Source organism: Polaromonas sp. YR568 (genome assembly GCF_943369415.1).
GTDB lineage: Bacteria > Pseudomonadota > Gammaproteobacteria > Burkholderiales > Burkholderiaceae_C > Polaromonas.
Genome location: NZ_CALRNF020000005.1, coordinates 40,307 through 62,347 on the forward strand (window position 1 = coordinate 40,307; position 22,041 = coordinate 62,347).

Below are 22,041 nucleotides of genomic sequence, written 5' to 3' on the forward strand. Positions count from 1 at the left end.
CTGGATTGTAGGTTGGCCGTCTTAGCGCGGGCTTAAGGCGGATTGAGGCCCGGCGGGCGCTTTTCAGGCGCCCAGGCCCAGCTGCCGCGCATGGTGCCTCAGGTGCTCGTCCATGAAGGTGGTGATGAAGTAATAGCCGTGGTCATAACCCGCATGACGGTGCAGCGCCAGCGGCTGGCCGGCCTTGGCGCATGCGGCCTCAAAGAGCTCGGGGTGCAGCTGTTCGGCGAGGAATTTGTCGGCCAGGCCCTGGTCTATGCGTATGCCGCCAGGGTAGGGCGCAGCGGACATCAAATTCATCAAGGCGGTGGCGTCGTGTTCGCCCCAAGCCGATTCATCGCTGCCGAGGTAGCCGGTGAACGCCTTGCGTCCCCACGGGCATTGGCTGGGCGCGCAGATGGGCGCGAAGGCCGAGACCGATTGGAAAAGATCCGGGTGCCTGAGCGCAAGCGTCAGCGCGCCGTGGCCGCCCATCGAATGGCCGAAGATGCCGATGCGGTTTGCATCCAGCGGCAGCGTGCCGGCCAGCAAGGGCAGCAGTTCCGCCGTGAGGTAGCTTTCCATGCGGTAGTGCTGTGACCATGGGGCCTGCGTGGCATCGAGGTAGAAGCCGGCGCCCACGCCGAAGTCCCAGCTGTCGGTATCACCGGGAATTTTCGCGCCGCGCGGGCTGGTGTCGGGCGCGACCAGGGCCAGGCCCAGTTCGGCGGCCAGGCGCTGTGCGCCGGCCTTGGTCATGAAAGTCTCTTCGTTGCAGGTCAGGCCCGCGAGGTAGACCAGCGCGGGCACCTTGTTGCCGGCCGCAGCCTGCGGCGGCAGGTAGACCGAAAAGCGCATGGGCAGGCCGATCTCGCGCGAATCGTGCTGGTAAAAGCGCTGCAGGCCGCCGAAGCAGGCGTGTTCGCTGAGGAGTTCGGGAGTGCTCGCCATGTCGCTCAGTACAGCACTACGCCACGAATCGACTCGCCGCTTTTCATCAAATCAAAGCCCTTGTTGATATCTTCCAGCGGCATGGTGTGGGTGATCAGGTCGTCTATGTTGATCTTGCCTTCCATGTACCAGTCGACGATTTTCGGCACGTCGGTGCGGCCGCGCGCGCCGCCGAAGGCCGAGCCTTCCCACTTGCGGCCGGTGACCAGCTGGAAGGGCCGGGTGCTGATCTCGGCGCCGGCTTCGGCCACGCCGATGATGATGCTGCGGCCCCAGCCCTTGTGGGTGCATTCCAGCGCCTGGCGCATGACCTTGGTGTTGCCTATGCATTCAAAGCTGTAGTCGGCGCCGCCGTCGGTCAGCTGCACGATGGCGTCGACCACGTTCTCGGTGTCCTTGGGGTTGATGAAGTGCGTCATGCCGAATTTGCGCGCCATTTCCTGGCGCGCCGGGTTGATGTCGACGCCGATGATCTTGTCGGCGCCCACCATCTTGGCACCCTGGATCACATTGAGGCCTATGCCGCCCAGGCCGAACACCACGACGTTGGCGCCGGCTTCGACCTTGGCGGTGAACAGCACCGCGCCTATGCCGGTGGTCACGCCGCAGCCGATGTAGCAGACCTTGTCGAAGGGCGCATCTTCACGGATCCTGGCCAGCGAGATTTCGGGCGCGACCGTGTAGTTGCTGAAGGTCGAGGTGCCCATGTAGTGGAAGATGGGCTTGCCGTCCAGGCTGAAGCGGCTGGTGGCGTCCGGCATCAGGCCCTTGCCTTGCGTGCCGCGTATCAGCTGGCACAGATTGGTCTTGCGCGAGAGGCAGAACTTGCACTGCCGGCATTCGGGCGTGTAGAGCGGAATGACGTGGTCGCCTTTTTTGAGCGTGGTCACGCCGGGGCCGACGTCGACCACGATGCCCGCACCTTCATGGCCCAGGATGGCCGGGAAGATGCCTTCCGGGTCGGCGCCCGAGAGCGTGTAGTAGTCGGTGTGGCAGATGCCTGTGGCCTTGATCTCGACGAGGACCTCGCCGAATTTCGGGCCTTGCAGGTCCACGGTTTCAATGGTCAGGGGCTGGCCTGCTTTCCAGGCGACGGCGGCTTTGGTTTTCATGATGGGGGGCTTCAGTGAGAGGGTGGGCGGAAGGCGCGTTGCGCTGCGTAAGGCACTATAAGCCAGTCCCCCGGCGCGCCCGCTGAAAGATGTTTCATTTTGAGAAAACCCCGGCGGCGCGGGCCCTCAAGGAAAAAGCCGCCTGGCCCCCTAAAGGGTGCAAGCGGCTATCAATCAGAAAGAGGAGCCGGCCAGGCCGGCGCAAGCCTTAGCGCCCGGCTTCTTTCAGGTACTGCGTGCGCGCGACAACCGCGGTGTCGGTGAAGTCGGTGAACACGCCGTCCACACCTGCGCGGTAGAAGGCCAGGTACTCGGCCTTGGCGTCGCCCTGGTAGTCGGCGGCGAGGCGGCGCGACTCATTGCGGAAGGTGAAGGGGTGGACGAAGAGGCCTGCCTTGTGCGCGTCGGCCACGAAGCTGGTGGGCGCAGTCGAGGTCGAATCGGCGTCGTTGAGCTTGCCGTCGCGGTTGATGTCGACCTGTTTGCCGTCCGCGCCTATCGTGCCGTTGGTGCTGATGATGTAGCGCTTCCAGGGGCCTATGCCGTCGGCGTAGGTCCTGATTTCGGCCAGGCCTGCGGGCGTGGCCATCACGTCAAAGAAGCGCTTGTCGCCGGCCTTGGTCCAGTCATAGGGGCGGTCGGTCGGAACGGCATAGGTCACGCGGCCGGTTTTCGGGTCAATGCCGTCGCCGTCGACGAGCTGGATCAGGCGCGTGTTCAGTCCCTTGCTTTTCATGTACTTCAGGCTGCCGGGTTCAAACGACTGCACGTAGATGGGCGCGGTCTTGCTGTTCCAGCCTTCGGCAGTGATCATCGCGATCAGCTTGTCTTCCAGCGGCAGGCCGCGTTCGCGGAAGTAGGTCGGGTTCTTGGTTTCGGGGTAGATCGCAATCGTGCGGCCGGTCTTGATGGACTGGGCTTTGGCCAGGTCAATGACTTCCTGGAAGGTCGGCACCTTGAACTGGCCGTTGAACTGCTGGGGGCGTTCGGCATCGGTCGAGATGGCGCCCAGCGTGCGGATTTCGGCGAAGGTGAAGTCGTCGCTGAACCAGCCGGTCTGCGTTTCGCCGTCGACCTGGATGGTCTTCTTGCGCGAGGCGAACTCGGGGTGTTTGGCCACGTCGGTGCTGAAGGCCAGGTTGGGGTCGTGGCGCGTCATCAGCACGCCGTCCTTGGTGGAGATCAGGTCCATCTCGATCACGTCGGCGCCGAGTTCGATGGCGCGCGCATAGGCCTCCAGCGTTTCCTCAGGCAGGTAACCGGACGCGCCGCGGTGGGCGATGACCAGCGGCGCCTTGCCGTCGAGGGTGGAGAGGCCGGATTGCGACGGCGAGCCTGAAGACGAGCAGGCGGCCAGCAGCACGCTGCTGCAAACGAGGGCGAGCAAGCCGCTTTGTTTCAAGGCCTTGCGGGTCGATACGGTCATGGGTGTTTTTCCCTGAGTTAAAAGGGCGATCGTAGGCGTGGGATGACGACAGGCCTGTGACAGTGTGTGCGGCATTGCCGGCAAAACAACATGCGCGATTTTTCGGCCGGGTGGAAGAAAAGCCGGTCCGGCGGATCCGGCCGCGATCCGCGTCCGCTGGATGCTGCCAGTGCCGCTAACCTGCCGCACAACTTCTACTGCAATAATAGCCACGGAGGTCAGGGATGCAGCAAGAGAATTCAATCAACATCTCGCCGGGAGCCGGCGCACTTCTGCCTCTTCCCTATCATGAGGCGGTGGCCGGCTACCTCAAGGAGCGCGAGCCGGAAGTCTGGGCCTGGGCTCTTTCCGCCAGGTCGCGCGACGAGCATGCCCAGGCGGTCCGCGAAGAATTGCTCAAGCAGGCCTATCGCCTCGACGCCGCCACCTACCCCGACCTGCACCAGGCCGCCATCACGGCGGCGGCCCGGCTCGGGCTCGAGGTGCCGATCACGCTCTACCAGGGCAGTGACGGCCAGATCAATGCCAGCCTCTATTTTCTGGTCGGTGAGGCGCATGTGGTGTTCTCCGGACCGCTGCTGGACCGCCTCACCGGCCCCGAGATAGCGGCGGTGCTCGGCCACGAGCTGGCGCATTACAAGCTCTGGAGCGAGGACGGCGGCATCTACCACGCGGCGGACCGCATTCTCGAGGCCACTGCCGCCCACCCCGGCGCGACGCCCGCGCAACTGCAGACCAGCCGCCTGTTCCGGCTCTTCACCGAGGCCTATGCGGACCGCGGCTCGGTGGTCGCGAGCGGTTCGGTCGAAGCGGCCGTCGCCGCGCTCGTGAAGTCGGCGACGGGCCTGAGCAATGTGAGCGGCGCGAGCTATCTCGCGCAGGCGGCCGAGGTGGTCGCCAGGGAGCCGGCCGCATCGTCGCAGGCCAGCCACCCCGAATCCTTCCTGCGCGCCCACGCACTTGGTCTTTGGGCCGGCGGGAACGCGCAGGCCGAGTCCTGGCTCGACGCCGCGCTTCGCGGCCCGCTGAGCCTGGACCAGGCCGATTGGCTCGCCCAGGCGCGGCTCGAATCGCTCACGCGCCGGGCGCTCGCCGAGATGCTGCGGCCGGCCTGGATGCGCAGCGAGGCCACCCTGGCCCATGCGCGCAGGTTCTTTCCCGACTTCGGGGCCGGCGACAACGCGGACGACTCCCTGGCGCAGGACATGGCCGCGGCCCCGCGGTGCGCGGACTACGTCAGCGCCTTGCTGGTCGACATCGCCGCCAGCGACCGCGCGATGGAAGACGTCGCGTTCGCCCGGGTGCTCGAACTGGGCGACGCCTGGAACGTCGGCGACCAGTTGCAGGCGCGCATGCTGAAAGACCTCAAGATGACGAAGCGGCAGTTCAGCAAACTCAGGCAGGGCGCGCGTGCCCTGCTGGACAAGACCGAAAAAAACCATGTCGGATGACGTTCCATTTATCCGCTTGCTCGAGGCGGGCGTCTCGCGCGGCGGGCTCCAGACCGAGGATGTGCTCGCGCTCGTGCTGCCATTGTTCCGGGAAGTGGCCGGCCTTCATGCCGACGAAAAAACCGCGGATCTGGACGGCCCGCGCAGCGTGACGGTGCATGAAAGCGGCGCGCTTGCCCTGTGCGACCCGCAAGGCCATGCCGCACGCGAGCGCCGCGATGCCGTGGAGAAACTGCAGGCGCCGGTGTCGTCCGTGCTGCAAGTGGTCGGTGAAAGCCGCGTAACGCAGGATCCGGCCGATTACACCTCCGAGGACCTCTCGGTTGCCAGTGCGCCGGCGGCCGAAGGGCTGACGCGGCCGGTGTACCTGCCGGGCTACCGCTGCTGGGAGCAGGTGGTCGGCCACCACGATGCCGTCACCGACATCTTCTGCCTCGGGCAAATGCTCGCCAGCCTTTCCTGCGACCTCGACTTCAGCGGCGAGGACGACGTGCGTTCGTTCGCGCGCCACCGGAACAACCTGTTCGAGCTTCAGCCCCGGCTGCACCCCGTGGTCGCGAGCATCATCGTCGAGATGACCGAGCTTGACCGCCGGCGGCGCGCCAAGGACCTGGCCTCGCTGATCACCCGCCTGGAAACCTACCGCGAGCAACCGCAGGACCTGGCGATCGAGCGGGTGCTGGCGGGCCAGACCGGCGAGGCGCGCCAGCAGCGCGCCATCCAGGCGCACCTGCGCGACCGGCTGTTCGACCTCTCGCGGCGCAACCGCCTGCTGCATTTCCGGGCTACGCAGTCTTCGGTGAACCTCACAGTCGCGAGCGTGCCGCTCGTGGTCGACATGAAGAACATCCGGCTCGACCAGCTCTGCGTCTGGAGCGGAAAGTTCGCCGCGGCCGTCGGCGGCGGCGACAAGGTGTTGCTGGCCAACTGGCTACGCTTTGAGGACCAGCCTTACCTGCCGGGCGCGCTCGACCGCATCATGCAGGAGGACCGCAGGGACCGCGCCGAATTCGGCCTTTCGCAGCTTTCGCTCGTGCTCGCCTTTTTTCGCTGGCATAACCTCAAGGAGGCGAAGGACGAGCGCATCGTGTCGCCGCTCCTGCTGTTGCCGGTCGAGCTGACGCGCAAGAAGGGCGTGCGCGACCAATACGTGCTGCAGGCGCAGGCGCCGAGCGCGGAGGTCAACCCGGTGCTGCGCCACCAGCTGCGCACGGTCTATGGGATGGAGTTGCCCGAGACCGTGGACCTGACCGACGAGGCACTCGCGGCGTTTCACCGTTCGCTGCAGGCCAGCATCGTGGCCAGCGAGCCGGGCGTGCGGCTCAACCTGGTCGACAAGCCGGAGATCGAGCTGATCCACCAGCGCGCGCGCCAGCGGCTCGAGCAGTTCCGCCGCCGGCGCCGCAACACGCCCGCGCGCGCCGTGCCGCCGGCCGCGCTCGACACCGACTACAGCTATGCCGAGGACGATTTCCGCCCGCTCGGGCTCAAGCTCTTCCACGAGCGCGTGCGGCCTGCCGCGCTGCCGCTGCGCGATGCGCTCGGCGTCGCGCCGGCACCGCGCCACCCGAACGTGGCGCCGGCCGCCGCCGGGGAGGACGAACGGACGACCTTCTCGCTGCGCGAGCGCACCGGCAACCCCTATGAATGGGACCTCGACCTCACCTCGGTGACGCTCGGCAACTTCAACTACCGGAAGATGTCGCTGGTGCGCGACTACAACGCGCTGGTCGAAGGCGACATCGCCAACGAGGCGTTCAAGCGCGTGTTCTCCCTCAAGCCGCGCGCGCTGGACGAGCAGCCCGCCGAGCCGATTTCCCTTGCCGACCGCTGGACGGTGGTGCCCGCCGACGCGACGCAGATGGCCGCCGTCTCCCTGGCCCGCTCGGGCGAGAGCTACATCATCCAGGGCCCGCCCGGCACCGGCAAGTCGCAGACCATCACCAACCTCATCGCCGACCAGGTGGGGCGCGGCAAGCGCGTGCTGTTCGTCTGCGAGAAGCGCGCCGCCATCGACGTGGTGTTCCACCGGCTGCGGCAGCAGCGGCTCGACGAGCTGTGCTGCATGATCCACGACTCGCAGACGGACAAAAAAGGCTTTGTACTCGACCTCAAGCAGACCTACGAGCAGTGGCTCGCGAATGCCGATGTGTCGGAGGAACTGGTGCGGCAGCGCGCGCGGGTCGCGGAACTGGTGCAGGAGGATATAGCGGCGCTCGAACGTTTCGACGCCGCGATGCGCTCGGGCGACGCGCCGGCGAGCCTCTCTGCGCATGCGCTGCTGCGGCGCCTGGTGGCGCTCGCGCCGCACGCGGCCGAACTGCCGGCCGCGGCCGCCGAGGCCTTGCCGCCGTACGCGGCGTGGCAGGCCCGCGGCGGGCTGGCGCTGCGCATCGGGCAGGTGTTGCAGGAGGTTTTTGGCGTGTCCGCGCTGGCAGACCATGTGTTCGCGCGCCTGAGCGACGAGCTGGTGCGCGCGGAGCAGCCTTTGGGCACGGTGCTGCGGCTCGTCGACACGGCCGAGCCGATGCTGGACGCGGCCGCGGATGCGCTGGCATCGCTATGGCCCGAGGCAGCAGGCCTGGAGTGGGCGGAGCTGAAGCGGCTGGCGGAATTTTCGCGCCGGCTGACGGCGCTCGGCGACAGCGCGTTTCACGGCTTGCTGGATGCGCGAAGCGATGCATCCAAGGCCTTCGACAACGAGCGCGCCGGCATCGACGCGCTTGCCCGGCAGCTCGCCCAGGCACAGGCGCTCACGGTCCATTGGCGGCGCAAGCTCGCGCCGGCCGATACGGCGCAGGCCCTGGCCCAGGCGCGCGCGCAGGAAGACTCCGCGCTGCGCTGGTTCTCGCCGTCGTGGTGGCGCCTGCGCGGTGTGCTGAACGCGCACTACGGCTTCAGCGCGCATGCGGTGAAGCCGACGTTCGCGCGGCTGTTGACGGAGCTCTCGCAGGAGCACGAGGCGGCGGAGCAGCTGGGCACCGCGCGCGCGCGCTTCGCCGGGAGCTACGGCACGCCCGAGGTCGACATCTACGCCAATGAGCTGCAGGCGCTGCGCGCGGACGTCCAGGCGCATGCGTCGCTGCGCGGTTTCTCGCAAGCCCTGGAGGCTGCGGGCGCGCGGATTTCGCCCGAAGGCCTCACCGGCCTGGCCGCGCAAATAGACCGGCTCGCCCCTGTACTGGCGTCATTCCTGCGCGACATCGACGCCCTTTCGCTTGACGGGCTCGGCGAGCTGGTGCGCGACCTGCGCGAGTGCGCCGACAGCCTGCCAGAAGTCCTGCCGCTGCTGCGCGAGTTGACCGATGCCGACCCCGCATTCGCCGCCGCGTTGCACCTCGTCGCGTTGCCGCCCGAGGGAATCGAGTACGTCATCGCGCGCGAAAACCTGGAGCGGATTTACCGCAAGGAGCGCTGGCTGCCGCGCTTTGACGCCGCTGCGCTCGCGCGCCACGCCGAACGCATCGGCCTGGGCGAGAAGCAGTTGCTGGAACTCAACGCCGACGTGGCCCGGGCGCTTGTGCGCCAGCGTTTTCGCGAGAACGTGCGGCGCTCGATGCTCGCCACCTCGCAGCTCGATGAGGGCGGCAAGCAGTTCAAAAAGTCTTATTCGGCGGGCCGGCGCGAGCTGGAGCACGAGTTCGGCAAGACCATGCGCTACAAGTCCATTCGCGAGCTGGCCAGCGGCGACACCGGCCGCGTCGTGCGCGACATGAAGCCGATCTGGCTCATGAGCCCGCTTTCGGTGTCAGACACGCTGCCCATGTCGGGCAAGGATTTTGACGTCGTGATCTTCGACGAGGCCAGCCAGATCCCGGTCGAGGAGGCGGTGCCGGCGCTCTACCGCGCGCCGCAGGTGATCATCGTCGGCGACGAGATGCAATTGCCGCCCACAAGCTTCTTCTCATCGGGCCGGGACGAGGAGGGCGAGAGCGTGGCGGTGGACGGGGACGAAGGCGAGCGGCTCTCGGTCGTGCTCGACGCGGACAGCCTGCTCAATCAGGGCGCGCGCAACCTGCCCGCGACGCTGCTGGCCTGGCACTACCGCAGCCGTTCGGAGTCGCTGATCGGATTTTCGAACGCGGCGTTTTACGGCGGCAACCTGTACACGATCCCCGACCGGGCCTATGCCGCCGCGGAGCAGCCGGAGGTGGTCGTGCGCGACGCCGCGTCGGCGGACGCAGCGCAGGCCGGCGCTGCCGCGCTGCTTTCGCGGCCGGTCAGCTTTCACCATCTGCCCGATGCCGTGTACGCGGAGCGCTCCAATCTCGACGAGGCCGGCTACATCGCGCGCATGACGCGCGAACTGCTCGCGCGCGAGGGGCACCCGAGCATCGGGATCGTTGCGTTCTCGGAGGCGCAGCAAAGCGAGATCGAAGCCGCGCTGGAGGCCTTGTCCGCGGCCGACGCCGAGTTCGCCGCGCGGCTCGAAGCCGAGTACGTCCGCGAGGAGGACGACCAGTTCTGCGGCCTCTTCGTGAAGAACCTCGAGAATGTGCAGGGCGACGAGCGCGACATCATCATCCTGAGCATCTGCTACGGGCCGGGCCCTGCGCCCGCGCGCAAGATGCTGATGAACTTCGGCCCGATCAACCAGCGCGGCGGCGAGAAGCGGCTGAACGTGATCTTCAGCCGCGCGCGGCATCACATGGCGGTCGTCACGTCGATCCGGCATGAGTCGATCACCAACGATTACAACGACGGGGCCGCCGCGCTCAAGCGGTTTCTCCAATATGCGGAACATTTGTCGCATGGACGGGCGCAGCTCGCCCAGAGCGTGCTCGAGGCGATGAACCCGGCGGCGCGTGGCGCGCTAGGCGGACGGCACAAGCCGGAGGATGTCATCGAGCAGCTCGCGCAGGCCTTGCGCGAGCGCGGGCATGTTGTGGATGCGTATGTGGGGCAGTCGCGGTTTCGCTGCGAACTCGCGCTGCGCGATGGAGAGAGCGGGCTGTATCGCCTTGGCGTGCTCGTCGACACCGAGGCGCAGTACGGCAGCGGCGACGTGCATGAGCGGTATGTCTCGCGGCCGCGGATCCTCCGGTCGTTCAACTGGCACACCGTGCAGATCCTCTCGAAGGACTGGTTCCATCAACCCGAAGCCGTGATCGAGCAGATTCAGCGTGCGCTGCGCGACGGGCCGCCCAGCGCGCATCCGGAGCCGGACCTGCAGCCATTCGTGATGCCGCCGGCGGGCGCAGCCGCGGCGCAGGCTTTCCCGGCCGTGGCGCCGGCGTTTGCCGGCGAACCGGCGCCGGTTGCCTCGCCGCTTCCTTCGGTTCCTTCCGGTGGGCCGGTGATGCGGCGCTTCGAGCACACGGAGGGCGGCTCGCGCAAGTTCTGGTCGATAGGCCGGAAGGAAATGGAAGTGGTGGTCTGCTATGGCCGCATCGATACCCGGGGCCAGACGCAGATCAAATGTTTCGACAGCGAGGCGCGCGCGCAGCGCGAGATAGAGAAGCTGGTGGCGGAGAAACTGCGCAAGGGCTATGCGGAAGTAGCGGACGCGGCGGGTGCAGCGTAAGGCGCCCCGGCCGGGCGCCCTGCGGGTTTGTGTATCAGGGCAGGCGGCGACCGCCGCCGTGTCTCCGCAAGCCTGAACCGCCGGCCCCGCAGCCCGTATCGCAGGGCGCAGGGCGCAGGGGCGCGCACGCTCAGGCGCTGAAGAAACTCTTCAGTTTGTCGGCCCAGCCTTCTTCGCTCGGCGAATGCTTGGCGCCGCCTTTTTTCAGCGACTCGTCGAGCTCCTTGAGCAGCTTGCGCTGGTGCTCGGTGAGCTTGACCGGCGTTTCCACCGTGATGTGGCAGTACAGGTCGCCGGGGTAGCTGGAGCGCACGCCCTTGATGCCTTTGCCGCGCAGGCGGAACTGCTTGGCGGCCTGCGTGCCTTCGGGGATGTCGATGGCGGCCTTGCCGGCAAGGGTCGGCACCTCGATCTCGCCGCCCAGCGCGGCGGTGGTGAAGCTGATGGGCACGGCGCAATGCAGGTCGTCGCCGTCGCGCTCGAAGATGTCGTGCTTCTTCAGGCGGATCTCGATGTAGAGATCGCCGGGCGGGCCGCCATTGGTGCCGGGCTCGCCGTTGCCGGTAGAGCGTATGCGCATGCCGTCGTCGATGCCCGCGGGAATCTTGACTTCCAGCGTCTTGTTGTTCTTGGTCTTGCCCACGCCGTGGCAGGTCACGCAGGGTTCAGGGATCAGCTTGCCCGTGCCTTTGCACTGCGGGCAGGTCTGCTGCACGCTGAAAAAGCCCTGGCGCATCTGCACCACGCCGTGGCCGTGGCAGGTGGTGCAGGTGACCACCTTGGTGCCGGGCTTGGCGCCGGTGCCGTGGCAGGTGTTGCAGTCGTCCCAGCTCGGGATGCGGATCTGCGCTTCCTTGCCGTGCGCCGCTTCTTCGAGGGTGATCTCCATGGCGTAGCTGAGGTCGCCGCCGCGGTAGACCTGGCGGCCGCCGCGCTGCTGGCCGCCGCGCTGGCCGCCGAACACGTCGCCGAAGATGTCGCCGAACGCCTCGGCAAAGCCGCCGAAGCCTTCGGCCCCGGGGCCGCCGCGCATGTTGGGGTCCACGCCCGCGTGGCCGTACTGGTCGTAGGCCGCGCGTTTGTTCGCGTCGGACAGCATCTCGTAGGCCTCTTTGGCCTCCTTGAATTTTTCCTCGGAAACCTTGGATGACTCCCCCTGGTTGCGGTCAGGGTGGTGCTTCATCGCGAGCTTGCGGTACGCCTTCTTGATGTCCTCGTCACTGGCGTTCTTGGGCACGCCCAGTGTGTCGTAATAGTCTTTTTTGGTTGCCATGGCAGCTCAGGGTCTTCGTTGATCGGGCCGGCGGGTCAGCCGGCGGGCAGGGCGGTCGGCACCTGCATTTGCGATATCGGCAGATGTACAAAAGCGGAAAGCCGGGATGGCTCCCGGTTTCCGCCTTGTGCACCTGATTGTGCCGTCTGCGTTTGCATGCAGTTATCGCGCCAATGCAGGCTGGTTGCCAACAGGTGCTTAGCCCTTTTTGACTTCCTTGACTTCAGCGTCCACGACATTGTCGTCGGCCGGCTTGGCCTGCGCCTGTTCGGCGCCCGCCGCGCCTTGCGCGTCACCGCCGGCTGCCGCCTGCGATGCCTGCATGTCGGCGTACATTTTTTCGCCGAGCTTCTGGCTGGCTTCCATCAGGGCGGTGTTCTTGGCGTCGATGGCGGCCTTGTCGTCGCCCTTGAGCGCCTCTTCCATGTCCTTGATGGCGGTCTCGATCTTTTCCTTCTCGCCGGCTTCGAGCTTGTCGCCGTATTCGCCCAGCGACTTCTTCACGCTGTGCACCATGGCTTCGGCGTTGTTCTTGGCGGTCACGAACTCGACCTTTTTCTTGTCTTCCTCGGCGTTCAGCTCGGCGTCTTTCACCATCTGCTGGATTTCAGCTTCGGACAAGCCGGAGTTGGCCTTGATGGTGATCTTGTTTTCCTTGCCGGTTCCCTTGTCCTTGGCGCCCACGTGCAGGATGCCGTTGGCGTCGATGTCGAAGGACACTTCGATCTGCGGCGTGCCGCGCGATGCGGGCGGAATGCCCTCGAGGTTGAACTCGCCCAGCGCCTTGTTGCCCGAGGCAATTTCGCGTTCGCCCTGGAACACCTTGATCGTCACGGCCGGCTGGTTGTCTTCGGCGGTCGAGAAGGTCTGCGCGAACTTGGTCGGGATGGTCGTGTTCTTCTTGATCATCTTGGTCATCACGCCGCCCATGGTTTCAATACCCAGGGACAGCGGAGTCACGTCGAGCAGCAGCACGTCGGTGCGGTCGCCGGACAGGACCTGGCCTTGAATCGCGGCGCCCACAGCCACGGCTTCGTCGGGGTTCACGTCCTTGCGTGCTTCCTTGCCGAAGAATTCCTTGACCTTCTCCTGCACCTTGGGCATGCGGGTCTGGCCGCCCACCAGGATCACGTCATGGATGTCGCCCACGCTGATGCCGGCGTCCTTCATGGCCACGCGGCAAGGCGCGATGGTGCGCTCAATCAGTTCGTCGACCAGGCTTTCGAGCTTGGCGCGGCTCAGCTTGACCAGCAAGTGCTTGGGGCCGGTCGCGGGGTCGTGCGCGATGTAGGGAATGTTGACTTCGGTCTGCGGGCTGTTGGACAGCTCGATCTTGGCCTTCTCGGCGGAGTCCTTCAGGCGCTGCAGGGCGACCACGTCCTTGGACAGGTCGATGCCGCTGTCTTTCTTGAACTCGGCCACGATGTAGTCGATAACGCGCTGGTCGAAGTCTTCGCCGCCCAGGAAGGTGTCGCCGTTGGTGGACAGCACTTCGAACTGTTTCTCGCCGTCGACGTCGGCGATCTCGATGATGGAGATGTCGAAGGTGCCGCCGCCCAGGTCATACACGGCGATCTTGCGGTCGCCCTTTTCCTGCTTGTCCAGGCCGAAGGCCAGGGCCGCAGCGGTGGGTTCGTTGATGATGCGCTTGACGTCCAGGCCTGCGATGCGGCCGGCGTCCTTGGTGGCCTGGCGCTGCGCGTCATTGAAGTACGCAGGCACGGTGATCACGGCTTCGGTGACAGGTTCGCCGAGGTAGTCTTCGGCGGTCTTTTTCATCTTGCGCAGGATGTCGGCGCTGACCTGCTGGGCCGAAATTTTCTTGCCGCGCACTTCCACCCAGGCGTCGCCGTTGTCGGCGGGCACGATGGCGTAGGGCATGAGGGCAATGTCCTTCTGGACTTCTTTTTCGGTGAACTTGCGGCCGATCAGGCGCTTGACGGCGTAGAGCGTGTTCTTGGGGTTGGTCACGGCCTGGCGTTTGGCGGCCGCGCCAACCAGCACTTCGCCGTCTTCCTGGTAAGCGACGATGGACGGCGTGGTGCGCGCGCCTTCCGAGTTCTCAATGACGCGGGGCGTGTTGCCTTCCATGATGGATACGCAGCTGTTGGTGGTGCCCAGGTCGATGCCGATGATTCTTCCCATGATGATTTCTCCTGCTTTTTGATTCGTGAAAGATTGAAAGTGGGGTGGCCGGGGTTTGAGGCCCCTGGCCGCTGTGAATGACTATGTTGATAACTTGTGGGTAAGTTGATGGGCTTCAAGGGCCTCAACATGTTTTTGCATTCTGTTTATGGCTTGTTTTGCGGGTTTATTTGGGGGCTGCCACCGTCACCAGGGCCGGGCGCAATACGCGCTCGGCGATCAGGTAGCCTTTTTGCAGCACGTTGACCACGGTGTTGGCGTCCTGGTCGGCGGGCACCATGCTGACGGCCTGGTGCTGGGCCGGGTCGAATTTGGTGCCGGCGGGCGGGTCGATGGCCACCACCTTGTTGCGCTCAAGCGCGCTCTTGAGCTGCTTGAGCGTGGCTTCGGCGCCTTCGCGAATCTGCGCGGCCGTGGCTTCCTTGACCGCAAGGCCGGCTTCCAGGCTGTCGGCCACCGGCAGCAGGCTTTCGGCGAAGCTTTCCACCGCAAACTTGCGGGCCTTGGCGACATCGTCGTCGGCGCGGCGGCGGGCGTTTTCGGTCTCGGCCTTGGCGCGCAGGTAGCTGTCGGCCAACTCGGTGTTCTTGGCCTGCAGGGTGGCGACTTCGGCCTGCGCCACGGTCAGCGCGTCAAACTCGTTGGCGGCTTGCGCCGCTTCCAGTTCCTCGGGGCTTGGCTCGCCGCTAAGTGGTTGATTTTGTTCGGGTTGTGTATTTTCAGGCATGCGGTGCAACAGGGTTGGTGTTGGTAAGGTTTCCAACTGGGGATGGCAAAGCCCTTTTCAAGACAAGGACTTCGCTTTGGATTAAGAAATTTTTAACGGCCCGTGGGGTGGAAGCGGATTGGCTGATACGCCGTGGGGCGGCCCGTTCTTCCGCGCACTGGTGGAGCGGAGTCATGCCCGGGATTGTAGGGGGAGCCCCGTGAGGCCGGCGTGCCGGCGGCACAGCCTCGATCTATTTATATAGAAGGGCTCAGGCCGACGCGAGTTTTTGCATGCGCGACATCAGCTCGCGCTTGTTGTCGCGGCTGCGGTGGGCGTGCTCGCGCATCAGCGCCTCGGCGCGTGCGCCTTCGCCGGCCAGCAGCGCGGCCAGCACGTCTTCGTGGTCACTCTGCGCGCGCTGGATGTAGCCGAATTCCAGCAGCGGCAGCGCGCCGTTCAGGCTCAGCGCGCCGGCGCCGGCCATGGGGGTTTTGCTCACATGCGCGAGCGCCGAGACCAGCGTGCTGTTGCCGGCGGCTTCGACCAGCGCGCCGTGAAAGCGCGCGTTCATGGGCACCCAGCGCGCCGCGTCGATCACATGGCCCGCGGCCTCGGCGTTCTCCAGCAGCAGACGGCCTTCGGTGATGCAGGCCCGCAGTTCGGCCTGGGTCGCGGCCGTGAGGCCCCGCTCGGCCGCCTGCCGGGCCGCCATGCCTTCGAGCGCGCCGCGCACGTCGACGGCATTGGTGATCTCGGTGACGCTGAATTGGCGCACGCGGAAGCCGCGGGTCGGCAGCCGTTCCAGCAAACCCTCTTTTTCGAGTTCGCCCAGCGCGATGCGTATGGGTGTGCGCGACACGGCCAACTGGGCGGAGAGCTCCAGTTCCACCATGCGCTCGCCGGGGGCGGCCTGGCCGCTGAGGATTCTTCGCCTCAGTTCATTGGTGGTGTAGTCGATCTGGGAAGACATGGGCTCTGGAGGTAAAGTCGATGAATTATTGCATGCAATAGTTATAAGACTAAGGGTTAACTAGGTAATTACTCCCCATATTGCGTGCAATAAAATAAGATGACTAAGTATTTTAAGTGCCGTCGAGCACCTACACCTTCCCCAGGAGACATGATGAAATCGCCCTTTTCCCACCGCATGCCGCCGGCTGCCTCCGCCCGCCGCGCGCTGCTGGCCGCCGTTGCCGTATTGGCCCTGGTCGCACCTGCCGCCCAGGCCCAGCCGGCCGTTTACCCCAACAAACCGATCAAGCTGATCGTTCCGTTCCCGGCCGGCGGTGGCGGCGACACGCTGGCGCGCCTGGTGATGCTGCGCGCGGCCAGGGAATTGGGCCAGCCCATCGTGGTGGAAAACCTGGGCGGCGCCGGCGGCAACGTGGGCAGCGCCACCGCGGCCAAGGCGCCGGCCGACGGCTACACGCTGCTCTACGGCACCAACGGCACGCACTCCATCAACCAGGCGATCTACAAGTCGACCGGCTTTAACGCCCAGCGCGACTTCGAGCCGGTCAGCCAGCTCACGCGCATCGCTGCCATGGTGGTGGTGCGGCCCACGTTGCCGGTGAACTCCATGGCCGAACTCACCAAACTGCTCAAGGCCAACCCGGGCAAGTACACCTTCGGCTCGGCCGGCAACGGCACGACCTCGCACCTGGCCGGTGAAATCTACAAATCACGCGCGGGCCTGGCGGTGGTGCACATCCCTTATCGCGGCGGCGCCCAGGCGATGACGGACCTCATGGGCGGCCAGGTCGACATGATGATTGAGGTGATGCCCAACGCCGCGCCGCAAGCCAAAAGCGGGCGTGTCAAGCCGCTCGCGGTGACGACGGCCACGCGGGTCGCGGGCTGGCCCGACGTGCCCACGGTCGCGGAGTCGGGCCTGGCCGGCTTTGACGTCAGCGCCTGGGACGCGATATTTGTGCCCGCCGGAACGCCGCGGCCCATCGTCAACCGCCTGAACGACGCGATCCACAAGGCGCTGGCCGACCCCGAGCTGCGCGCGCAGCTGCAGTCGCGCGGCGCCGAGGTCGCGCCCGGCACGCCGGAAGAACTCGCCAAACACATTGCCGCCAGCATGACGCTGTGGGGCGATGCGGTGAAGCGTTCGGGTGCGTCGGTGGATTGAGGCTGCGGCCGGCCACAAAAAAAGCGACCGCTCCGGTCGTTTTTTTTCAAGCCTAAGGGCGCAGGTCAGGGCTTGCTTTTCTTCGTCTGGCTCAGCACCCATTTGCCGGCGAAGGCCTGCAGGTCGTTCAGGCGCTTGAGCAGGTCGGCGCCCAGGGTGGTGACGATGTAGCCGTCGCTGCCGTGGCCGAGCAGGCCGGCGGCGCGCAGTTCCTTGATGCGGGTGTTCAGGGTGTTGGGCGTGATGTTGCCGATGCTGTCCTGCAAAAGCCGAAAGGTTTGCGGATGGCCGTCCTTCAGGGCCCACAGCACGCGCAATGCGTAGCGTGCTTCCAGGAGCTCCAGCAATTGGCCTACCGCCGCATTTTCTTTGGCACTCATCAGCACATCTCCTCGGTCACAATTCGGTCACAGGTGGCGGTTAAGCAAAAAGCTTTTATCGTTGGGGACCCAATATAACGCAAATTCCCGGCTGCTACGAGTTTTATAGCTGCACATGCCCGCCATGTCTGGACCGGAGCGTTGTTGGCCGTGAACAGCTTCTTACATCACGGGGATCAACGCCGCCGGATGCAGCGGCACCGTGCTGCCGGCCTGTGACGATGCCATGACGGCTTCTATGACCTGCTGCACGCCCAGCGCGGAGCGCCCGGTGACCGCCGGTGCTGCGCCGTTTTGCACCGCGTGGATGAAGTCCTGCAGCACCGTGCGGTGCGCGGCATGGTCGAAAGCCATGGGGTCGGCGCCGCCGCCCGAGCCTTGTTGCGCGCCCGCGCTCACGGTCCTGCCGTCCTGGAAAGCTGCCCGCATTTCGCCGCCTTCCAGCGTGGCCGTGCCGCGCGTGAAGTTCAGCTCGATGCGCTCGGGAAAGCCCGGGTAGGCTGCCGTCGTGGCCTGCACCACGGCCACCGCGCCGTTGTCGTAGTGCAGCAGGGCGGCGGCGGTGTCTTCCCCTTCCATGCGGTGCACCGCGCTGGTGCCGGCGATGCCCGTCACGCGCGCCGGCATGCCGGTGAAACTCAGCAGCAGGTCCAGCGTGTGGATGGCCTGTGTGATCAGCACGCCGCCGCCATCGCGCGCCAGGGTGCCGCGCCCGGGCTCGTCGTAATAAGTTTGCGGCCGCCACCAGCGCACGGCGGCGCTGGCGCTCACCAGCTCCCCCAGCTCGCCAGCGGTGACCAATGCGCGCAAGGCCACTGCCGCTTCGCGCAGGCGATGCTGCAGCATGACGGCCAGCGTAATGCCTGCGTCCTCGCAGGCCTCGACCAGCGCGTTGGCGCGGTTCAGGTCGATCTCCAGCGGCTTTTCCACCAGCACGTGTTTGCCCGCGCGCGCCACGCGCTGCACGAGTTCGAGATGCGTATTGGGCGGCGTGAGCACCAGCACGGCCTGGATGCTTGCGTCTTCGAGGATGTCCTCCAGCCGCGTGGTCTTCTTCGCGCCGGCCGGCGCCTTCACGCCCGCCAGCCGTTCGGCGCTGCGGCCATACACATACACGAGCTCGGCCTCGTCGGCCAGGTCCTGCAGGCTTTGAAAGTGGGGCGCGGAGCCCAGGCCCGCGCCTATGACGGCGATACGCAGCCGTGGGGGATGAAGTGGGGGCATGTCTTGTTCGAGCGCGGCGCTTGCCGTCTTGCTTGCTGGTGTTTTTGCGAATGGATTCGGGAGGGGGGTCAATCGGCTGTGATGCGGCGCGTGTCTATCAAAGTCTTCCAGCGCGCCCACTCGCGCAACTGGAAGGCGGTGAATTCCTCGGGCGTGCTGGCGACGATCTCCAGCCCCTGGTCCAGCATGCGCTTTTTCATGTCGGGGTCTTGCATGGCGGCGATCACCGCGTCGCTCAGCGCCTTCTTCGTGGCGGCCGGCAAGCCTTTGGGCGCGGCCATGCCTTGCCAGGAGTAGACCTCCGCGCCCTTGACACCGGCTTCGGCCAGCGTGGGCACCTCGGGCAGCACGGGTGAACGCTTGTCGCCGGTGACGGCGATGGCGCGCAGCTTGCCCGCGCGTATGTGCGGCAGCACGGCATTCACGTTCTGGAAAGAGAAATCCACCTGGTTGCCCAGCAGGTCGTTGATCGCCGGGGCGCCGCCCTTGTAGGGCACGTGCACGCCTTCGGTTTTGGACTGCTGCCAGAACAGTTCGGCCGAGAGATGGTCCGACGAGCCGTTGCCTGAACTGGCAAACGACACCTTCCCCGGCGTTTTGCGCAGCAGCGCCAGCACGTCGTCCAGCGTGCGCTCGGGCCGGGCGACGTTGGCGACCAGCACGTTGGGCGCCTGCACCGGCACGCTGATGTAGTCGAAGTCTTTGGTGGCGTCGTAAGGCACGCCTTTGAGCAGATGCGGCGTGACGACAAAAGCGCCCAGCGAGGACACCAGCAGCGTATAGCCGTCGGCGGGCGCGCGCTTGACCTGGGCGCTGCCTATGGTGCCGGTGGCGCCCGGCCGGTTCTCGACGACGAAGCTGCCGCCCAGTTTGGTCTGCAGCTGCAGTGCCAGCGCGCGCGCCACCATGTCGGTGGAGCCGCCCGGGGGGAAGGGCACAACGATGACCACGGGTCTGGCGGAGGGCCAGGCGGCTTGCGCCCAGGCGGGAAGTGCCTGCAGCGCCAGCACCGGCACGACGGCGCCGGCAATGGCCGACTGGATGAGGGAACGGCGTTTCATGGTGTCTCCTGTGCGTGTGCGGATATGAGGATATGAAGCAGGGCGAAGCAGCCTGCGCCGCTCCCACCCCTTTTTTAACGTGACTTACTTGATGGCCTGGATGCGGTCGTACAGGCTCTTGGGCCAGGGCGCATCGGCAGCGATCAGCGAGGGCAGCACGGCCGCGGCGAAAGGCGCGCGGTCGACCTTGTTGACGGTCTTGCCTTTTTTCTCGAACTCGGCGACCAGCCGGTTTTCCGCGTCGACGATGTCCTGGCTGGAGCGGCTGGAGGCTTCCCAGAGTACCTGGTCGAAAATCTTTTTGTCGGCGTCGCTGAGCTTGGACCAGACCGAGCCCGAAACGGCGGTGATCAGCGACTCGGTGATGTGGCCCGTCAGCGTGATGTACTTCTGCACCTCATAGAACTTCTTGGCCTCGATGGTGGGCAGCGGGTTTTCCTGTGCATCGACCGTGCCGTTCTGCAGCGCCAGGTAGACCTCGGCAAACGCGATGGGCGTGGGGTTGGCGCCGACGGCCTTGGGGAACATCACGAACAGCGGCGCATCGGGTACGCGCAGCTTCAGCCCCTTCATGTCCTCGGGCCTCAGGATGACCTTGTTGGAGGTCATGTGGCGCAGGCCGTAGTAGGTGTAGCCCGCGATGTGCTGGCCGCCGGTCTTGCTCGCGTAGCCTTGCGCCAGTTCCTGGAAGATCGGGCCGTTGCGGAAGGCCTGGAAGTGGTTGTAGTCGCGGAACACAAAAGGCGCGGCGGCGATCGACAGCGGCGGGTAGGCGCGGCCGGCAAAGGCGGCGCCGGTGTAGATGATGTCCACGGTGCCCAGGGTCAGGCCCTGGTTGATTTCGGTTTCCTTGCCCAGGGACGAGGCCGGGAAGACTTCGACCACATAGCGGCCGTTGGTCTTCTTTTTGATTTCGTCGGCGGCCCAGACGGCCTGCTTGTGGAAGGACTCGGACGTCTCGTAGACGTGGGCCCATTTGAGTCTGGTTTGCGCGGCGGCGGTGCCTGCGCCCAGGGTGGCGGCCAGGGTCAGCAAGGCTGCGCCCGCAATGCCGCAAAGGTGTCTGCGTTTCATGTCTTGTCTCCTGAGGTTTGTAGTAATGGGTGGGTATCGCTGGCAAAAAAGGCGCCGGGGTATACCGCCCCCGGCGCCCGACTGGGCTGCACACACGCCCAATGACAGAAATCAAAAAAGACAGAAAGGCCTGCGGGAGCCTCTAACTTCCCGCAAACCCGCGCTGCCGGCTGTAGTTACCGCACCATGCAGGGCATCTTGTTGTTGAAGCTCCAGCCTGGAATCAGGTACTGCATGGCCACGGCGTCGTCGCGCGCGCCCAGGCCGTGCTTGAGGTAAAGCTGGTGGGCTTTTTCCACCTCCACCATGTCCAGCTCCACGCCCAGGCCGGGCTGTTTGGGCACGGCGACTTCGCCGCCCACGATTTGCAGCGGCGCCTTGGTCAGGCGCTGGCCGTCCTGCCAGATCCAGTGCGTGTCGATCGCGGTGACCTTGCCCGGCGCCGCGGCCGCCACGTGCGTGAACATGGCCAGGGATATGTCGAAGTGGTTGTTGGAGTGCGAGCCCCAGGTCAGGCCCCAGGTCTGGCAGATCTGCGCCACGCGCACCGAGCCCTGCATGGTCCAGAAGTGCGGGTCGGCCAGCGGGATGTCGACCGACTGCAGGTGGATGGTGTGCGACAGCTCGCGCCAGTCGGTGGCGATCATGTTGGTGGCCGTCGGCAGGCCGGTGGCGCGGCGGAACTCGGCCATCACCTCGCGGCCCGAGAACACGCCCTCGGCGCCGCAAGGGTCTTCGGCGTAGGCCAGGACGTCGCCGCGGCCCTGGCAGATGCGGATGGCGTCTTTCAGCAGCCAGCCGCCGTTCGGGTCCAGCGTGATGCGCGCATCGGGAAAGCGCTCCGACAGCGCGACGATGGCTTCCATCTCTTCCTCGCCGCGCAGCACGCCGCCCTTGAGCTTGAAGTCCTTGAAGCCGTAGCGCGTGTAGGCCGCTTCGGCCAGCGCGACGATGCCGTCGGCGTCCATGGCGGGCTCGTGCCGCAGGCGCAGCCAGTCGTCTTTCTCGTCGGGCGCCGAAGCGTAGGCCAGGTTGGTCTGCTTGCGGTCCGCCACATAGAAGAGGTAGCCCAGCATGGCCACCGAATCGCGCTGCTGGCCATCGCCCAGCAAAGCCGCCACCGGCACGCCCAGGAATTGCCCCAGCAGGTCAAGCAGGGCGCTTTCCACGGCGGTCACGGCGTGGATGGCCACCCGCAGGTCAAAGGTCTGGTTGCCGCGGCCGCCGCTGTCACGGTCGGCGAAGGCGGTGCGCAGGGTGTTGAGGATCTGGTTCCACGCGCCTATCGACTGGCCTTCGATCAGCGGGGCCGCATCCTGCAGGGTGTTGCGGATTTTCTCGCCGCCCGGGACTTCGCCCACGCCGGTGCGGCCGGAGCTGTCGGTCAGGATCAGGAGGTTGCGGGTGAAGAAGGGGCCGTGCGCGCCGCTCAGGTTCAGCAGCATGCTGTCCTGACCGGCGACGGGAATCACCTGGACGCGGGTGATGCGCGGGGTTTGGGAGGCTGCGGGCGGGGAAACAGGGGAAGCTTGGGAAGCGGGCATACCGGGCGTGTTGTAGAAGGTTGATAAGGGATTTATCAGTTATCGTACAAC

15 protein-coding genes are annotated in these 22,041 nt (G+C 66.0%); 3 read left to right on the forward strand and 12 right to left on the reverse strand.

Features of this window, described 5'->3' with window-relative positions; all coding sequences use genetic code 11:
- Positions 1 to 63: 63 nt before the first annotated feature.
- From fghA to ACLV74_RS05005, 3 genes are all read right to left on the reverse strand, one after another.
- Positions 64 to 930 carry an S-formylglutathione hydrolase gene (gene fghA / locus ACLV74_RS04995; protein ID WP_411878278.1) on the reverse strand — a complete coding sequence of 289 codons (867 nt, stop codon included), beginning with the start codon at positions 928 to 930 and terminating at the stop codon, positions 64 to 66.
- Between the two features lie 5 nt (positions 931 to 935).
- Positions 936 to 2,042 carry an S-(hydroxymethyl)glutathione dehydrogenase/class III alcohol dehydrogenase gene (locus tag ACLV74_RS05000; RefSeq protein ID WP_411878279.1) on the reverse strand — a complete coding sequence of 369 codons (1,107 nt, stop codon included), beginning with the start codon at positions 2,040 to 2,042 and terminating at the stop codon, positions 936 to 938.
- Positions 2,043 to 2,250: 208 nt separating this feature from the next.
- The gene (locus ACLV74_RS05005; protein ID WP_411878280.1) at positions 2,251 to 3,468 is read right to left on the reverse strand and encodes a glycerophosphodiester phosphodiesterase; all 1,218 of its coding nucleotides are present in this window, start codon (positions 3,466 to 3,468) and stop codon (positions 2,251 to 2,253) included.
- Between the two features lie 224 nt (positions 3,469 to 3,692).
- On the opposite strand from ACLV74_RS05005, the gene ACLV74_RS05010 reads away from it, so the two are divergent.
- The gene (locus ACLV74_RS05010) at positions 3,693 to 4,919 is read left to right on the forward strand and encodes a M48 family metalloprotease (protein WP_411878281.1); all 1,227 of its coding nucleotides are present in this window, start codon (positions 3,693 to 3,695) and stop codon (positions 4,917 to 4,919) included.
- A complete protein-coding gene (locus ACLV74_RS05015; RefSeq protein WP_411878282.1) occupies positions 4,909 to 10,443 on the forward strand; it encodes an AAA domain-containing protein in 5,535 nt (1,844 codons plus the stop codon). Before ACLV74_RS05010 ends, ACLV74_RS05015 begins: the two co-directional genes overlap by 11 nt.
- 130 nt (positions 10,444 to 10,573) lie before the next feature.
- Here ACLV74_RS05015 and dnaJ read toward each other — a convergent pair whose 3' ends face one another.
- From dnaJ to ACLV74_RS05035, 4 genes are all read right to left on the reverse strand, one after another.
- Positions 10,574 to 11,716, reverse strand: a complete 1,143-nt coding sequence (gene dnaJ, locus ACLV74_RS05020) for a molecular chaperone DnaJ (RefSeq protein ID WP_411878283.1) — start codon at positions 11,714 to 11,716, stop codon at positions 10,574 to 10,576.
- 198 nt (positions 11,717 to 11,914) lie between these two features.
- On the reverse strand, positions 11,915 to 13,861 hold the full coding sequence (gene dnaK, locus ACLV74_RS05025; RefSeq protein WP_411878284.1) for a molecular chaperone DnaK: 1,947 nt from the start codon (positions 13,859 to 13,861) through the stop codon (positions 11,915 to 11,917).
- 166 nt (positions 13,862 to 14,027) lie between these two features.
- Positions 14,028 to 14,588 (reverse strand): nucleotide exchange factor GrpE, encoded by a 561-nt coding sequence (gene grpE / locus ACLV74_RS05030; RefSeq protein ID WP_411878285.1) that lies wholly within the window; start codon positions 14,586 to 14,588, stop codon positions 14,028 to 14,030.
- A gap of 250 nt (positions 14,589 to 14,838) precedes the next feature.
- Positions 14,839 to 15,540 carry a GntR family transcriptional regulator gene (locus ACLV74_RS05035; protein WP_411878286.1) on the reverse strand — a complete coding sequence of 234 codons (702 nt, stop codon included), beginning with the start codon at positions 15,538 to 15,540 and terminating at the stop codon, positions 14,839 to 14,841.
- A gap of 153 nt (positions 15,541 to 15,693) precedes the next feature.
- Here ACLV74_RS05035 and ACLV74_RS05040 point away from each other — a divergent pair, with 153 nt between their 5' ends.
- A complete protein-coding gene (locus ACLV74_RS05040) occupies positions 15,694 to 16,707 on the forward strand; it encodes a Bug family tripartite tricarboxylate transporter substrate binding protein (RefSeq protein WP_411878287.1) in 1,014 nt (337 codons plus the stop codon).
- 65 nt (positions 16,708 to 16,772) lie between these two features.
- Here the strand turns inward: ACLV74_RS05040 and ACLV74_RS05045 are convergent, their stop codons facing one another.
- From ACLV74_RS05045 to gudD, 5 genes are all read right to left on the reverse strand, one after another.
- Positions 16,773 to 17,087, reverse strand: a complete 315-nt coding sequence (locus ACLV74_RS05045; RefSeq protein WP_411878288.1) for a winged helix-turn-helix transcriptional regulator — start codon at positions 17,085 to 17,087, stop codon at positions 16,773 to 16,775.
- Positions 17,088 to 17,249: 162 nt separating this feature from the next.
- Positions 17,250 to 18,311, reverse strand: coding sequence for a Gfo/Idh/MocA family protein (locus ACLV74_RS05050; RefSeq protein ID WP_411878289.1), 1,062 nt, complete (start codon positions 18,309 to 18,311; stop codon positions 17,250 to 17,252).
- Positions 18,312 to 18,379: 68 nt separating this feature from the next.
- Entirely contained in the window at positions 18,380 to 19,372 is a 993-nt protein-coding gene (locus ACLV74_RS05055; protein ID WP_411878290.1) for a Bug family tripartite tricarboxylate transporter substrate binding protein, read from the reverse strand.
- Positions 19,373 to 19,456: 84 nt separating this feature from the next.
- Positions 19,457 to 20,446 (reverse strand): sialic acid TRAP transporter substrate-binding protein SiaP, encoded by a 990-nt coding sequence (locus tag ACLV74_RS05060; RefSeq protein ID WP_411878291.1) that lies wholly within the window; start codon positions 20,444 to 20,446, stop codon positions 19,457 to 19,459.
- 176 nt (positions 20,447 to 20,622) lie between these two features.
- Positions 20,623 to 21,990 (reverse strand): glucarate dehydratase, encoded by a 1,368-nt coding sequence (gene gudD, locus ACLV74_RS05065; RefSeq protein ID WP_411878292.1) that lies wholly within the window; start codon positions 21,988 to 21,990, stop codon positions 20,623 to 20,625.
- Positions 21,991 to 22,041: the final 51 nt, after the last annotated feature.